General features: G+C 64.5%; 10 protein-coding genes and 4 pseudogenes. 12 read left to right on the top strand and 2 right to left on the bottom strand.

Annotation, left to right across the window (positions count from 1 at the left end; all coding sequences use genetic code 11):
• Nucleotides 1-69: 69 nt before the first annotated feature.
• From hisE to ACVWW1_RS25770, 6 genes and pseudogenes are all read left to right on the top strand, one after another.
• Nucleotides 70-471: a phosphoribosyl-ATP diphosphatase gene (gene hisE / locus ACVWW1_RS25795; protein ID WP_207834978.1), complete on the top strand. Its 402-nt coding sequence runs from the start codon at nt 70-72 to the stop codon at nt 469-471.
• Between the two features lie 63 nt (nt 472-534).
• On the top strand, nt 535-1,116 hold the full coding sequence (locus ACVWW1_RS25790; RefSeq protein WP_456657871.1) for a YqaA family protein: 582 nt from the start codon (nt 535-537) through the stop codon (nt 1,114-1,116).
• Between the two features lie 124 nt (nt 1,117-1,240).
• The gene (locus tag ACVWW1_RS25785; RefSeq protein WP_456657870.1) at nt 1,241-1,900 is read left to right on the top strand and encodes a hypothetical protein; all 660 of its coding nucleotides are present in this window, start codon (nt 1,241-1,243) and stop codon (nt 1,898-1,900) included.
• A gap of 13 nt (nt 1,901-1,913) precedes the next feature.
• Nucleotides 1,914-2,886 (top strand): annotated as a pseudogene (locus tag ACVWW1_RS25780) (NAD(P)H-dependent flavin oxidoreductase).
• Nucleotides 2,886-3,659, top strand: a complete 774-nt coding sequence (locus tag ACVWW1_RS25775; RefSeq protein WP_456657869.1) for a thioesterase family protein — start codon at nt 2,886-2,888, stop codon at nt 3,657-3,659. The pseudogene ACVWW1_RS25780 and the gene ACVWW1_RS25775 overlap by 1 nt, the downstream one beginning before the upstream one ends.
• A gap of 237 nt (nt 3,660-3,896) precedes the next feature.
• A complete protein-coding gene (locus tag ACVWW1_RS25770; RefSeq protein WP_456657868.1) occupies nt 3,897-6,068 on the top strand; it encodes an ATP-binding protein in 2,172 nt (723 codons plus the stop codon).
• Nucleotides 6,069-6,203: 135 nt separating this feature from the next.
• On the opposite strand, the pseudogene ACVWW1_RS25765 reads toward ACVWW1_RS25770, so the two are convergent.
• Nucleotides 6,204-7,767: pseudogene (locus ACVWW1_RS25765) on the bottom strand (AMP-binding protein).
• Nucleotides 7,768-7,831: 64 nt separating this feature from the next.
• Here ACVWW1_RS25765 and ACVWW1_RS25760 point away from each other — a divergent pair.
• From ACVWW1_RS25760 to ACVWW1_RS25745, 4 genes and pseudogenes are all read left to right on the top strand, one after another.
• A pseudogene (locus ACVWW1_RS25760) lies at nt 7,832-8,832 on the top strand (NAD(P)H-dependent flavin oxidoreductase).
• Between the two features lie 114 nt (nt 8,833-8,946).
• Entirely contained in the window at nt 8,947-9,204 is a 258-nt protein-coding gene (locus tag ACVWW1_RS25755) for a hypothetical protein (protein ID WP_212314100.1), read from the top strand.
• A 108-nt stretch (nt 9,205-9,312) separates the two neighbouring features.
• Nucleotides 9,313-10,050, top strand: a complete 738-nt coding sequence (locus ACVWW1_RS25750; protein WP_456657867.1) for a hypothetical protein — start codon at nt 9,313-9,315, stop codon at nt 10,048-10,050.
• A gap of 120 nt (nt 10,051-10,170) precedes the next feature.
• Nucleotides 10,171-11,258: pseudogene (locus ACVWW1_RS25745) on the top strand (IS5 family transposase).
• Between the two features lie 211 nt (nt 11,259-11,469).
• Here the strand turns inward: ACVWW1_RS25745 and ACVWW1_RS25740 are convergent.
• The gene (locus ACVWW1_RS25740) at nt 11,470-12,894 is read right to left on the bottom strand and encodes a toll/interleukin-1 receptor domain-containing protein (protein WP_456657866.1); all 1,425 of its coding nucleotides are present in this window, start codon (nt 12,892-12,894) and stop codon (nt 11,470-11,472) included.
• A gap of 397 nt (nt 12,895-13,291) precedes the next feature.
• Here ACVWW1_RS25740 and ACVWW1_RS25735 point away from each other — a divergent pair, with 397 nt between their 5' ends.
• Both ACVWW1_RS25735 and ACVWW1_RS25730 read left to right on the top strand, forming a co-directional pair.
• Complete coding sequence (locus ACVWW1_RS25735) at nt 13,292-14,431, top strand: patatin-like phospholipase family protein (protein WP_456657865.1); 1,140 nt, start codon at nt 13,292-13,294, stop codon at nt 14,429-14,431.
• A gap of 113 nt (nt 14,432-14,544) precedes the next feature.
• The gene (locus tag ACVWW1_RS25730) at nt 14,545-15,129 is read left to right on the top strand and encodes a hypothetical protein (protein WP_456657864.1); all 585 of its coding nucleotides are present in this window, start codon (nt 14,545-14,547) and stop codon (nt 15,127-15,129) included.
• Nucleotide 15,130 lies beyond the last annotated feature (1 nt).

The following is a 15,130-nucleotide window of genomic DNA, read 5'->3' as shown; positions in this document are numbered from 1 at the left end:
GCCGGTGGATTTTTCGTTGTCGGCTTGCCCGTTAACACGCTGGCGACGCGTTTCGATTAGGCTCGTAGGATGAGTGATTCGATCGAGCGGCTTTACCAGGCGGTGATCGCGGCCAAGGATCTTGATCCGGCAGTTTCGCGCACGGCACGGTTGTTCCAGCGCGGGCCGGCCAAGATGGCCAAGAAGCTCGCCGAGGAAGCGGTCGAGGTCGTGATCGACGCCGTCAGCGGCAAGCCGGACGCCGTCGTCCGCGAGAGCGCGGACCTGCTCTACAATCTCACCGTTCTGTGGGCATCGGCCGGCGTGAAGCCGGGGGATGTGTGGCGCGAGATGGAGCGGCGCGAGCGGCTGCTCGGGATCGCCGAGAAGCTGCCGAAGTCGCCCGTCAAGCTGCCCAAGACCGCGCCCGTTCCGGTGGTTCGGCGTCGAATTGTCGCGCTGGAGAACCGGCTGCGCAAACGGCAGTCGTAAATCAACCAAATTCGATCCATTCCCGGCATGGACAAATCCGCTCCATGATGGTTCATCGCGCCCATGTTGAAACGGATTTACGACTGGTGCGTCGCAGCTGCCGACAAACCCTACGCACTCTGGATTCTCGCGGCCGTCGCCTTCGCCGAGAGCTCCTTCTTCCCGATCCCTCCTGACATCATGCTGTTGCCGATGTCGCTGGCGCGGCCGAAGCGGGCCTGGTGGTTCGCGGCCGTCTGCACCGTCGCGTCCGTCGCCGGCGGCGTGCTCGGCTACGCGATCGGCGCGCTGCTCTACGACTCGCTCGGGCAGTGGCTGATCCATCTCTATGGCCTCTCCGACAAGGTCGACGCGTTCCGCACCTCCTATGCCGAGTGGGGTGCCGTGATCATCCTCGTGAAGGGGCTGACGCCGATCCCCTACAAGCTCGTGACGATCACGTCGGGCTTTGCCGGCTACAACATCGGGCTGTTCATCCTGTGCTCGATCGTCGCACGCGGCGGCCGCTTCTTCTTCGTCGCGGTGCTGCTCAACCGCTATGGCGATGTCATCCGCGCCGAGCTCGAGAAGCGGCTCGGCCTGTGGGTCGCGATCGGCGCGATCGTGCTGGTGCTGGGCTTTGTTGTCGCATTCAAGCTGATCTGACCAAAGTTCTAGCTGTTCGCGTCTTTGCTCGCGGACGGCTTCGGACTACGGTCGCTGCGTTGGCTGATGGAATCGACGACCCGTGAATCTCGCGAGACTCAATCCCGCCAAGGCGTGCGTTGCGATGGCGGGCCTTGCGCTGTCGATGGCGCTGCCTGCGACCGACAGCGCACGGGCGCAGACTGCGCCGCCCGCGCTCGGCGTGCAGTCGCCGGCGCAGCAGCCGGCTGAGTCTCCGCAGCAACAACAGATCGAGTTGCCGCCGGCGTCGGTCGAGCGCGAGAATCCCGGGCTGATCAACGAAATCGGAAAGCTGTTCGAGAAGTCGAAGTCGGCGCTGCCGTCGTTGAAGAGCCCCGGCGAGACCATCAACGATCTGTCGAACATCGCGCGCCCCTCGACGATGGTGACCGGGCGCGCGGCCTGCGTGGTGGCCTCGAACGGCGCGCCGGACTGCAAGATCGGCGCCGACCGGCTGTGCCAGAGCAAGGGGTTCAAGGAGGGCAAGAGCATCGATACCGACGCGCTCCGAAAAATGCTCGCCGCTGGTCTATCTGCCGGGCCACAAGCGCGGGCCGAACGACTGCAAGACGGAAAATTTCGTGACACGGGCGGTCTGCCAATAGAGGCGGTCGAAACTGCGTCTGGGATGCCAGATCCGCCCGAAAAACACGACATCTGGATGAGGTTTTGTCATCCTTTTTGCAGTGCCATGACGCAATACTTGACACTGGAAAGATTGCCTTGTTGGTATGACGGTCAGCATCGAGACCAACCAACTTGAGGATTCGCCGCCAATGTCCATGCCTGCTCTGTTCAAGGGCCGCCTGTCTCTTCCCGTGATCGGGGCGCCGCTGTTCATCATCTCGGTGCCCGACCTCGTCATCGCCCAGTGCAAGGCCGGTGTGGTCGGCTCGTTTCCGTCGCTGAACGCGCGGCCGCCGGAACTGCTCGACGAATGGCTGTACCGGATCAAGGAAGAGCTCGCCGCCTACGACAAGGCGCATCCGGAGCGGCCCTCAGCGCCGTTCGCGGTGAACCAGATCGTGCACAAGTCGAACAACCGGCTCGATCACGACATGGCGCTTTGCGAGAAGCACAAGGTGCCGATGATCATCTCCTCGCTCGGCGCGCGCGAGGAGCTCAACCAGGCCGTCCACGGCTGGGGCGGCATCGTCTTTCACGACGTGATCAACCAGAAGTTCGCGCACAAGGCGATCGAGAAGGGCGCCGACGGCCTGATCCTGGTCGCGGCCGGCGCCGGCGGTCATGCCGGCACGCTGTCGCCGTTCCCGTTCGTGTCCGAGACCCGGCAGTGGTTCGACGGGCCGATCGCACTCTCGGGCACCATCGCCAATGGCCGCGCCATTCGCGCGGCGCGCATCATCGGCGCCGACTTCGCCTATATCGGCTCGGCCTTCATCGCGACGCAGGAGGCGAACGCGGTCGAGGGCTACAAGAGCATGATCACCAATTCGTCCGCCGAGGACATCGTCTACTCCAATTTGTTCACCGGCGTGCACGGCAAACTATTTGAAGCCGTCGATCGTCGCGGCCGGCATGGATCCGGAAAACCTGCCGACCTCCGATCCGTCGAAGATGAGCTTCGGCACCGATTCGTCGGGCGAGCGCGCCAAGCCGAAGGCATGGAAGGAGATCTGGGGCTCCGGCCAGGGCGTCGGCAGCATCTCCAAGGTGGTGCCCGCGGCCGAGCTGATCGCGCGGTTCAGGAAAGAGTACGAGGAAGCGGTCGATCCGGCGCTTGCGTGATGGAGCCGATCTTTCGCGTTGACGGCGACCGCGTCGTCACCAGTCCGGATGCCGCGGGTCCATGGGATCCGCGGATGCAGCACGGCTCCGCGCCGGCGGCGCTGGTGGTGTGGGCGGCCGAAGCCATCCCCACGCCGCTGCCGATGCGGATCGCGCGCGTCACCATCGACCTGATGCGTCCGGTGCCGGTGGCGCCGCTGACGGTCTCGAGCGAGATCCTGCGCGACGGCCGCAAGATCCAGCTCTGCGGCGTCAGACTTCTCGCCGACGGCGTTCTCGTCGTCTCGGCCACCGTGCTCAAGATCAAGCAGCAGGCGGCCGAGCTGCCGCCGGATGTCGCAGCCGTTCCGGTCGATCTGCCGGGCCCCGACGAAAGCATCGTCGAGCCGGGCAATCTCGCGAACAGTCCGTTCGTGAAAAACATCTCGATGCGCGCCGCGCGCGGCCGCTTCGGCGTGCTGGGCCCAGGCGCGATCTGGTTCCGCGTCAACCAGCCGCTGATCGCGGGCGTCGCCGTCTCGCAGGCGATGCGCGCAGTGGTCGCCTCGGATTTCTCCAACGGCGTTTCGCCGGCTCTCGATTTCAGCCGGTGGACCTTCATCAACGCCGATCTCACCGTGAGCCTGGCGCGCGAGCCGGTCGGCGACTGGGTCCTGCTCGACAGTGAGTCCTGGATCGGGCCTGACGGCGCAGGGCTTGCGATGTCGCGGCTCGCCGACCAGCGCGGCTATTTCGGCCGTACCGTCCAGAGCCTCGTGATCGAGCGGCGCTAGCGCCGGGCCGGTTTCAGCCGCCAGGATGGAGAGAAGGGCAGCCCGCAGCGGCCGCCCTTGTGCAAAAATACCCCTGCGCCTCCGGAACGGTTGGCGGCACCAACGAGTTTTGGTCTCGTTAGGGGGTGTCATGACGCGCATCGATCTCGCCGCCGGTTTCCTGGCCAAGGCCGTCCGGCGGCCCCGTGCGTTGCGGGTGGATGGTATCGGCGCTCCGGAGCGGCCCGGAGCCTCGCAGTGAAGCCCGGCCCGTCCTCGGAACGCGCGGTCATCCTCGCCGCGAGCGAGCGAGACGCCGTCAAGACCGCCCACCTGATCAAGGAAGCCGGCTACTACGCCAACATCTGCGGCGACCTCGCCGAGCTCGAGCACCAGGTCGCGAGCGGGGCGGGCCTTGCCATCATTGCCGATGAGGCGATCAGGACCGCCGACCTTGCCGGCCTGACGCGCTGGCTGAATGAGCAGCCGTCATGGTCGGATTTTCCCATCGTGCTGATGAGCGAGAAGGGCGGGCCCGAGCGCAATCCTGAAGCGGCGCGGCTCGGCCGCGCGCTCGGCAATGTCACCTTCATCGAGCGTCCGTTCCATCCGACCACGCTGGTGAGCCTGGTCGCCGCGGCGGTGCGCGGCCGCCGCCGCCAGTACCAGACCCGCCAGATACTGGAAGACCTGACCGAGAGCGAAGACCTTTTGCAGACCGCGCTCGATGCCGGCCATCTCGGCGCGCTCGAACTTCATCTGCCGGATTTCGAGCTCGAGGCGTCGCCGACCTGCAAGGCATTCTTCGGACGCAAGCCTCGCGATCCCTTCACCTATCAGGATCTGCTCGACGCGGTGCATCCCGATGACCGCGCCCGCCGCAGCGAAATCGTCGAGCAAACGCTGCGCACCGGCGCGGATTACCGGATCGAGTATCGCAACATCTGGCCCGATGGCACCCAGCACTGGGTCGACGTCCGCGCCCGTGCGGTGCGCCGCCCCGACGGCAACATCCGATCGCTGGTCGGGGTCTGCTCCGACATCACCGCGCGCAAGACCGCGGAGATCGAGCGCGAGGCGCTGCTGGCGCAGCTCGCCGCGGAGCGCACCGCGCTTGCCGAGCTCACCGCGACGCTGGAGCTGCGGGTCGAACAGCGCACCGCCGACCTGATGAAGGAGGTCGCCGCGCGCGAGCGGGCGCAGGAACAGCTCCGCCATGCACAGAAGATGGAGGCGATCGGCCAACTCACCGGCGGCGTCGCGCACGACTTCAACAATCTGCTGATGGCCGTGATGGGCAATCTCGATCTGCTGCGCAAGCGGATGCCGGAGGACCCGCGCCTGCGCCGGCTGGTCGATGGCGCGTTGCAGGGCGCCGAGCGCGGTGCCTCGCTGACGCAACGGCTATTGGCCTTCGCACGGCAGCAGGATCTGCGCGCGGTGCCGGTCGATCTCGGCGCGCTGGTGCGCGATATGAGCGAATTGCTCGAGCGCTCGCTCGGGCCGCGCATCACGCTGCGCCTCGACATCCCGGACGGACTGCCGGCGGCCTGCGTCGATACCAACCAGCTCGAGCTTGCGGTGCTCAACCTTGCGATCAACGCGCGCGATGCGATGCCGGATGGCGGCGTGATCGAAATCCGCCTCGCGGCCTGGCAGGTCAAAAACGATCAGGCCAGAAACGATCAGGGCGGGAGCGATCAGGTCAAGGGCGATCCCGCGCTGCAGCCGGGCAACTACCTGAAGCTGTCGGTGGTCGACAGCGGCAGCGGCATGTCGCCGGACGTGCTGAAGCGGGCGATCGAGCCGTTCTTCTCGTCAAAGCCGGTGGGCAAGGGGACCGGTCTCGGCCTGTCGATGGTGCACGGGCTCGCGGTGCAGCTCGGCGGAGCGCTGCAGCTGTCGAGCGCGGTCGGCAAGGGCACCACGGCCGTGCTGGTGCTGCCGGTCGCGACAACAGCGCCGGCGGTCGAGAGCCCGGCGCCTGCGGCGCAGAAGGTCAAGCGATCGGCGGTGATCCTGCTGGTCGACGATGATCCGCTGATCGCGATGTCGACCATGGAGATGCTGGAGGACCTCGGCCATCGCGTGATCGGCGCCAGTTCCGGACCGCACGCGCTCGATATCCTCAGGAGCGACCAGGAGATCGACCTGATGATGACCGATCACGTGATGCCCGGCATGACCGGCATCGAACTGGCCGCAGCCTCGCGCGAGTTGCGCCCGCATCTCGTCGTCCTGCTCGCCACCGGCTATGCCGAATTGCCCGACGGCACTCAGGTCGACCTGCCGCGGCTGGCCAAGCCCTACCACCAGGATCAGCTGCGCGAGCGGCTCGATCAGCTGCTGGGGCAGGGGGGCGGTCAGCTCGCGGCTGCAGCGAGCAGCGACAGTCTCGCCGCGCCTTCCACGCTCTCTCCGTCACCCTGAGGAGCCGCGAAGCGGCGTCTCGAAGGGCGACGGCCCAGCTCTTGCCGCGAGGACAGGTTGCTTGCAGCACACGGCGGCATCGGGGCCGTGCATCCTTCGAGACGCGCGCAGGATGACGGTTGGGAACTTGCGCAGCTACCCCACCATGCGGTCGCGGCCGGACCAGAAGCGCGCCTTCAGCACCTTCTTGTCGACCTTGCCGACGCCGGTCATCGGCAGTTCCTTGACGAACTGAATCTGCTTCGGCGCGTGCGCCGAGCCCTTCTTCGCCTTGACCAGGCTGATCAGCTCGTCGGCGTCGGGCACAGCGCCCTCGCGCGCCACCACGACGGCGGTGACGGCCTCGCCCCATTTGTCGTCGGGCACGCCGACCACGGCGACCATCGCGACGTCGGCGTGCTGCGACAGCACATCCTCGACTTCGCGTGGGAAGATGTTGAAGCCGCCGGAGACGATCATGTCCTTCTTGCGGTCGAGGATGAACATGTAGCCGCGCTCGTCCTTGCGGGCGATGTCGCCGGTGTGCAGCCAGCCGCTCTTCAGCGTCTCCGCCGTGATGTCGGGACGTTTCCAGTATTCGGCCATCACATGCGTGGCGCGCACGCAGATCTCGCCGGCCTCGCCGGTCGCGACCTCCTGGTCGTCCTGATCGAGGATCTTCACCTGGCAGGCGGTGATCGGGAAGCCGCAGGACAGGAACAGCTCCGGCGTCTTCGGGTCATGGTCCGCCTTGCGCAGCACCGAGACCGGATAGCATTCGGTCTGGCCGTAAAGCTGTGAGAACACCGGGCCGATGCGCTCGATGCCTTCGACCAGCCGGCTCGGCGACATCGCGGATGCGCCGTAGAGCAACAGCTCGAGCGAGGAGAGGTCGGTTTTGGGCAGCGCCGGATGATCCAGCATCACATAGATCATGGTCGGCACGAACAGCGTGAAGTTGATCTTCTCGCGCGCGATGGTCTTGAACACGGCCTCCGGATCAAACCCCTTCAGCATGTGCACGGTGCCGCCGCGCATCAGCGTCGGCAGCACCTTGGTGCCGGCGACATGGCTGATCGGCGCCACCGTCAGGTAGCGCGGCGTCTCCGGAATCTCGAAGTCGGCAAGGATGGCGGCGGCGAAGCCGCCATATTCGCGGTGATAGCGCAGCGCGCCCTTGGATTTGCCGGTCGTGCCGCCCGTGTAGTTCAGGGTCGAGATGTCGTCCTCGCGGGCGAAGTTCTGCGCGGTCGCGCTGCCCGCATCTTCGACCACCTGCAACAGGTCGGCGCCGTAATCCGCCGGGCCGAGCGTGAACACGGTCTTCAGGCCGGCGGCCTTGGCGGCGAGCTCGCCGCCACGATCGCGAAACGTGATGCCATCGACGATCAGCATCTCGGCCTCGGAGTCCTCGATCTGGAACAGCTGGTCGTCGAGCGAGCCGAGCGGGTGCAGCCAGGTGATCGCGAGCCGCGACAATTGCGCGGCGACGCCGGCGCACCAGCTGTCCGCACGGTTGGCGGTGAGCAGCGCGACGCGGGTGCCCGGCGCGAAGCCGAGCCGCATGAACACGCTCTGCATCCGTCCGATCAGGTCCGGTCGCGCCCTGATAGCTGAGCGAGCCGCCCGGCCAGGCGAAGGCCGTGCGCGACGGATAGCGTGCCAGTGCCCGCAAGGTCTGCTCGCACACCGCCGGAAATGCATAGAGCGGATTGCTCATCTCGTTGTCCCTCCCGCTTTGTCTTTGGCTTCTCTCGTGCCAATGTTGGCGCAACGCTAACACAATGATGCAGGGAAGAAACAACTTGTCCGCTGATCCTCTCGCGCGTTTTCGCGACCGCCTCCGGTTGCCGCTGATTGCCGCGCCGATGTTTCTGGTGTCGGGCGTCGAGCTGGTGGTAGCTGCCTGCCGCAACGGCGTGGTCGGTTCGTTCCCGACGGTGAATTGCCGTGAGACGGAACAGCTCGATGCATGGCTCGGCGACGTCGCGCGCCGCCTGCAGGCGCATGCCAATGCAAGCGGCAAAGCTGCAGCGCCGGTTTGTCCGAACCTGATCGTGCATCGCTCCAACACGCGGCTGGCGCAGGATCTCGCGGTGCTGCTGCGGCACAAGCCCGAGCTCGTGATCACCTCGGTCGGCTCGCCCGCGCCGGTGCTCGCACCTCTGCACGATGCCGGCGCGCTGGTGTTCGCCGACGTCGCCTCGATCCGTCATGCCGAGCGCGCGGTCGCGGCCGGCGCCGACGGGCTCGTGCTGCTCACCGCGGGCGCCGGCGGGCAGACCGGCTGGCTCAATCCGTTCGTGTTCGTCCGCGCGGTGCGCGCATTCTTCGACGGCCCCATCGTGCTGGCCGGCGGCATCAGCGACGGCCACGCGCTGCGCGCCGCGGAGGCGCTCGGCTGCGATCTCGCCTATATGGGCACCAAGTTCATCGCGACGCGCGAGAGCATGGCGGACGCGAGATACAAGCAGATGCTGGTCGAGGCGACCGCCGATGACATCCTGCTCACGACGGCCTTCACGGGCCTGCAGACCAACATGCTGCGGCCCTCGATCGAGGCCGCCGGCCTCGATCCCGACGACCTGCCGGCGCGCGCGGCGCGATCGACATCGCCAAGGACATCGACATCGGCGCCCGCGAAAGCCGGCCGAAGCGCTGGCGCGATATCTGGAGCGGCGGCCATTCCGCCTCGGGGGTGACCGGGGTGCTCGCGGTCGATGATCTCCTGGCCCAGACGCTCGCCGAGTACGAGGTGGCGAGCGCGCGGGTGCGGCTCGTCTGATCCATCAAGTCCCGCCTGTCCGCTTAACGCGGCATTAACCATGCCAGTCCCAACTATGCGTCAGGGGATGGTCCGCTGCCGCGGCTGGCCGCCCGGCAGTTGTGGGAATGCGACATGGCTTTTGAGGCGCTCTTCGCCAGGGATTCGGCCAAGACCCCGGCATCGCTCGACGATCTCCGGACCCGCGTGTTCTACGCCCTGCAGCGGCATCCGCTGTGTCGTCAGGTCGAATTCGACATCGTCAGCACGCCGCGCACCCGCCGCACCAACTGGACGGTCAGTCTGCACTCGGTCCAGCCCGGTGCCCTCTGGACGGCGCACGAGATCGTCGCCGACATCCAGGAAGCCTATGAGCTTGACGCCGCAGCCTGATTTTCGGGCCGTTTCGGGACGATTTCACCTATTTGGCGCTGTCACGGCACGGTAACGCCGCATTTCTCGCGCAGTTTGCGGCAACACCGGCCGGGAATGGAGTAGTTTTTGACCAGAGCCATAACCCTCGCCGCGCTGACCTGCTTCCTTCTCGCCGGCGCCGCGATAACAGCCATTTTGGGCCGCGACAGCCTGCCCGCGGCGCAGGCCGACATTGGTCCGGTGGCCAATCGCGCCAGCAAGCAGGACAAGCTTGCGGTCACGACACTCGCGAGGGCCGCCTTCGAGGCGCCGCGGCCGGCCGAGCCTGCCGCCAGTCCGTCGCCGCTCCTGCTGCGGGCGCAAGCCGCGATCCCGGGCGCGACCGATACCGTGCGCCAGGCCTATGCCTCCGCCGAGCCTGCCGATATCGGCCTGCCGAAGATCAATGACCCCGTCGATGCGGCCCAGCCGCAGATCGCCGAGCCCGCCGCACAGGCGCCGACCGCCCCAGCCGCGCTGCCGAAGCCCAAGGCGGCCACCAAGCCGGCGCCGCAGAAGACCTACGCCCTGCTCAGCGACGCGCAGATCGCCGGCATCAAGGACCGGCTCAAACTGTCGTCATCGCAGGAGTATTACTGGCCGGCGGTCGAGACTGCGCTGCGCGCCGTCGCGCGCAAGATCCACGCCAAGCGCCAGGGCGATCCCGCATCGGGAACCATGCCGATCGATCCCGACTCCGAGGAAGTCCAGCAGCTGAAGTCGGCGGCGATGCCGCTGCTGTTCCAGCTCCGCGAGGATCAGAAGAACGAGGTCCGCTCGCTGGCGCGCCTGATCGGCCTCGAACGCGTCGCCTCGATGATCTGAGCGCAAGGGTCGGCCGAGTCGAACCTGCGGCCGATGAGTTCTAGCAGTCTGCTGAAAAAGCCCTCGCAAAGGGCTGCGGTTGATGATTCAATTATCTATCATGAATCGTCGGGGGCTCGCATGCGGGGCGATTTTGCGGATCAAGGCGGGTTGTTTTCGTACATCTCGCCGGAGGCACGGGTACCTCCGAACCATCCGCTGAGGAAGATCCGAGGGCTCGTCCGCGATGTGCTGGGCGAGATGAACCGTAACTTGGGGAAGCTTTACGCGAGCGAAGGACGGCCCTCGATCCCTCCGGAGCAATTGCTGAGCGCAATGTTGCTGCAGGTGTTCTACGGCATTCGATCGGAACGCCAGTTGATGGAGCAACTGGACTACAATCTTTTGTACCGCTGGTTCGTAGGACTTTCGCCGGACGCCCCCGTCTGGGACCCGACCACCTTCACCAAGAACCGCGACCGGCTGCAGAACGGCGAGGTGTTTGCGACGTTCATGAACCGGCTTCTGAACCATCCGCAAGTCAAGCCACTATTGTCGGACGAGCATTTCTCGGTGGACGGAACGCTGATCGAAGCCTGGGCATCACAGAAGAGCTTTCGCCCCAAAGACGGCAGCGGTGATGACGACGACGGCGCTAACTTCCACGGCCAGAAGCGCAAGAACGACACCCATGCGAGTACCAGCGACCCCGACAGCCGGCTCTATCGCAAGGCTGCCGGGCGGGAGGCGAAGCTCTGCTATATGGGCCACGCCACCATGGAGAACCGGCATGGGCTGGCGGTAGCCGGCATGGTCACGCACGCCAATGGCACCGCCGAACGCCGAGCCTCGGAGATCATGCTGAAGGCGAGAGGCAAAGTTGCCGGCTGCCGCATCACGGCCGGTGAGGACAAAGCGTACGATACGGTCGATCATGTGGCCAATCTTCGCGCCATCAACGTGACACCGCATGTGACGCAGAACCAGGCCGTCACCAAAACCGGCAAGACCCGCAACAGCGCCATCGACCAACGAACCACGCGGCATCCGGGCTATGGCATGTCGCAATCGCGCCGGGCGATGATCGAGTGCATCTTCGGCTGGGGCAAGCAGCACGCGGCACCATGCGCAAGACCAAACATCGCGGCATCGCTCGGGTCGCTGCCGACTTCATGCTCAATCTGATCGCCTACAACCTGATCCGCATCCCCAAACTGGTTGCAGCGTAGCCAACTTGGCGTTCAGACCACCAAAGCGCTTCAAACTCTCAAACAAATCATCCCAAAAATGGCACCCGCGACAGAACAAACGCCCAATTCCTTGGATTTTTCAGTAAACTGCTAGAGCGTTTTCGAGCGAAGTCGACACCGGTTCGCGTGAAGAAAACGCGTCAAAACAACAATCTAGAGCTTCGGTTCTGATTCAATCAGAACTGAAGCTCTAGTGGGCTTCCAGCGGACGCAGCTTGTCCACCTTGCCCTGGGTTTCGACGAGCAGTTGCTTCATGAAGTCCTTGTTGCGCTTGAGCCATGGCTCCAGCGTCTGCCGTACATCGCCCGGCGACTTCTTCTCGATGGCCTGCGCAAGCCGGGTCTGAAACGTCCCCCAATCCTTGAACATCTCCTTCAAGAGCGCATCGTCGGAGATGTTGATCGTCGACTTGATGTCGCCGACGGTCTCGAGCTCGCGCATGTTGCCCTGTCGCAGGATCGAATCGAGGTTTTCCAGGCATTCGTGGTAGCGCTGCAGCAGATCGTCCCATCGCTTGGCGCTGAAGTCATCGTCGAGATTCTCGACCGCGTTGTACAGCGGCTCGAGAAACGACCATCGGAAGCGCCGCGCCAGTCGCAGCAGGATCGACAGGAAGACGATGTCCTTCGGCATGTTCTGCGCGACCATCAGTCTTGGATCCTCGCTGAACGGCGGCATCGGCACGAAGATGATGACGACCGAGAACGGCGTGCTGTCGAGATATTCGAGCCGGGCAATGACCGGTTGATACAGCTTCAAATCGCGAAATATCGGACTGAGGACCTGCTCGCGGCTTCGCCGGCAGGCGATATCCACATCGGCGAACGAGTTCGCGACGTAGCTCGTCAACTCGTCGAGCCAGGCGCCGCTGTCGTACCGATTCTGTGCGCTGATCAGGTCCTCCCAGTCGAGATCAGCCGCATCGGGGCCGGACAGCAGCGTGGTGGTGGCGGGATCCGCCTCCAGCCTGGCATCCGTCAGGAATCCCCGCGCTCGGTCTGACGGCGGCAATGCCTTCAGCGCATCGGCCTTCTGCCGGAACGACAACTCGTCGCTGAACACGATGCGAAGCCGCAGACGAAACAGCTCTTCCGGGCGGGTGATCTGCATGAACTGCGCGTGCAGGTCCTTTGCCGCCTCGTTGAAGTCGCGGGCGTGGTTGGCATTCAGTCGCGGCCTGAGTGGGGCGCTGCCGAAGGTCGGCTTCACGAACAGATCTTCGAGAAACCGCCGGACGTCGTCCTCGCCAATCCCGTAAAACTCGTTCTCCGCCAGCATCGGAAATGAGGGCGAGGCATCGACCGAGAACCACAGCACCTTTGACATGAGCTTCAGCGCGCGCTTGTAGCCGTCGAACTGGGCGATCTCGGACGCGCACCACGTCCAATTGTGCTCGGCATTGGTGTGAATGAAGATCAGGCAGTCGGCCTTCGCCGTGTTGTCGATCATCCATTGCCGCCACTCCGTGCCGCCGGGAATTTCCTCGCACACAAAGCATTCCACCGAACGCTGACCGTCCAGGCTGCTGAGATATTCGAGCCGCGCCTTCAACAGACGCGCGAGAAATCTGTCTTCGGCGCGGTGGCTGATAAAGACTGAGAAATCATTTTGCATGGCAAAATCCGATCTGCATGAATTTGCTGCGACGGCTGGCCGTGTCTCATCGGCCGAATGCCGCGGCTGCACGTCCTGCCGCGGACAGAATGATAGCTCGTCTCTGAAATGTGCGATCGCCGGGCGCGAAAAAGAAAATCCGCCTGCCAGTGATTTACCTCACTATACCTTAGGGTGTGCCATGTGCAAGATACCTAGGGAACCGACGCGCGATGCTTGTCGTGCATCGGGGCGGATTGGCTAAAATTTTTCGAAACTCTGCCGATGTGTCGATTTGAACGCATCGCTTTATTTCATGACCTGGCGCGGTTCGCGCCTGGACGCACGACCAATTGAGCCTCCGGCCGTGATCGGCCGGCCGTATCGAGATCAGCAAAAATCATAGTCGGGGGCAGTCATGCCGAAGACCGAGCAGCAGCATCTTGATCGTGACGCCGGGCCGAAACGGATATTGGCGCTCGACGGTGGCGGCATTCGCGGCATTCTGACGCTCGAATATGTCGGAGCCATCGAGACGATGTTGCGCCAACGCTTCGGCAAGAACGACCTGCTGCTTTGCGATTACTTCGATCTGATCGGGGGCACCTCGACCGGGTCGATCATCGCAGCCGGGCTTGCCTGCGGCATGACCGTGGACGCCTTGAAGAAGCTGTATCGCTCGATCGGCACGGACATCTTTCAGGAATCGTTCTGGCGGCGGGGGCTCTTGGCGCCGAAATTCAATTCCGACGCCTTGCAGCGCGCGCTCGATGCGCAGCTCGGCGCCGACACCGTGATCGGCGGCGATCGCATCCGTACCGGCTTGATGATCATGACCAAGCGGCTTGATACCGGCAGCCCCTGGCCGTTGCATAACAATCCGGACGCCGTCTTTGCCAAACAGGACGGCGCGTTGCGGTTGACCCAAGTGGTGCGCGCCAGCACCGCAGCGCCAACCTATTTCAAACCGGAGGAGATCACGATCTCGGCGCGCGACGGTCACACGGTCAACGGCGCCTTCGTCGACGGCGGCGTCAGCCCGTTCAACGATCCGGCTCTGCAACTCCTGATGCTCGCGGTACTCCATGGCCATGGCTTTCGCTGGCATACCGGCAAGGACAAGCTCCTGCTGATCTCGGTGGGTACCGGCGTATTCAAGGCAACCTATTCGACTGACCAGATCGTTCACATGCCGGCGGCGGAGCAGGGTGTACGCTCGCTGCAATCGCTCATGGACGATTGCAGCCGGCACAATCACGGCATGCTGCAATGGCTGACCAATTGCGTGACGCCGTGGCCGATCGATCGCGCGGTGACGGATATGATCGCGGACAGCCAGAACGGGCCGCAACTCGCGACCTATGCGCGCTACAACGTGCTGCTGGAAACGGCTTGGCTGAAGGAGAAGCTCCACATCGATCGGACGCCGGACGCGCTTGCGAAGGTCGCAGCGATGGACGACCCGAAGAACATGGACGAACTCGCCGGGATCGGACAGCTCGCCGCGAAGGAGCAGGTCAGGCCGGAACATTTCCCACAGGCCTTCGATCTCACGTAGTGCCGCGCGGAGCGCGCGTCGCAACACGCGGATCCCGGCTTCGACAAGGAATTTAGCTTCAGTTAAGTTCGTCACCTGGACACAATGATCCAATCATGAGTCGAGGTGTCGCGATGGCCACGGAACAAGAAGCCAAATCACCGAACACGGTGGTTCTCTTCAGCGGTCACATGATCGATGCGCCAGATCGAAAAACGCCACGCTTTTCCCCGGACAAGGAGCCCGCTGCGGCCGCTGCGATTGCCGCAGCGCTTGTGCGGATCGGGGTCCGCGAAGGCGATCTTGCAATCTGCGGCGGGGCCTGCGGTGGCGATCTCCTGTTTGCGGAAGCCGCTCTCGCGCAGGGCATGCGGCTTGAGATCTACATTCCGTTCGATGAGCAGACCTTCCTCGCCGGCTCGGTGGATTTCGCCGGTGGCAATTGGCGTGCGCGCTATTTCGCGGCGAAATCGAAAGCGACGCTCCACGTCATGCCCGAGGAGCTCGGACCGCTGCCGGCCGGCGAAAACGCCTACGAGCGCGACAATCAATGGATGCTGCAGCGCGCCGCCCGGTTCGGCGACGAGAAGATCGCCTTCATCTGCCTGTGGAACGGCGAGGGCGGCGATGGCCCTGGCGGTGCGAAGCACCTGATGGAAGAGGCAGGGCGCAAGACGACCTGGATTTACTGGCTGGATACGAGAAAATTATGGGACTGAA

The sequence above is a fragment of the Bradyrhizobium sp. JR3.5 genome (assembly GCF_054057015.1).
This window is presented reverse-complemented; position numbering and strand designations above follow the sequence as displayed.

Bases quoted from the DNA above. Each gene is read 5' to 3' on its own strand.
- ACVWW1_RS25785 (WP_456657870.1), top strand. From the start codon at position 1,241: ATGGCGGGCCTTGCGCTGTCGATGGCGCTGCCTGCGACCGACAGCGCA.
- ACVWW1_RS25775 (WP_456657869.1), top strand. From the start codon at position 2,886: ATGGAGCCGATCTTTCGCGTTGACGGCGACCGCGTCGTCACCAGTCCG.
- ACVWW1_RS25755 (WP_212314100.1), top strand. From the start codon at position 8,947: ATGGCTTTTGAGGCGCTCTTCGCCAGGGATTCGGCCAAGACCCCGGCA.
- ACVWW1_RS25740 (WP_456657866.1), bottom strand. From the start codon at position 12,894: ATGCAAAATGATTTCTCAGTCTTTATCAGCCACCGCGCCGAAGACAGA.
- ACVWW1_RS25735 (WP_456657865.1), top strand. From the start codon at position 13,292: ATGCCGAAGACCGAGCAGCAGCATCTTGATCGTGACGCCGGGCCGAAA.
- hisE (WP_207834978.1), top strand. From the start codon at position 70: ATGAGTGATTCGATCGAGCGGCTTTACCAGGCGGTGATCGCGGCCAAG.
- ACVWW1_RS25790 (WP_456657871.1), top strand. From the start codon at position 535: ATGTTGAAACGGATTTACGACTGGTGCGTCGCAGCTGCCGACAAACCC.
- ACVWW1_RS25730 (WP_456657864.1), top strand. From the start codon at position 14,545: ATGGCCACGGAACAAGAAGCCAAATCACCGAACACGGTGGTTCTCTTC.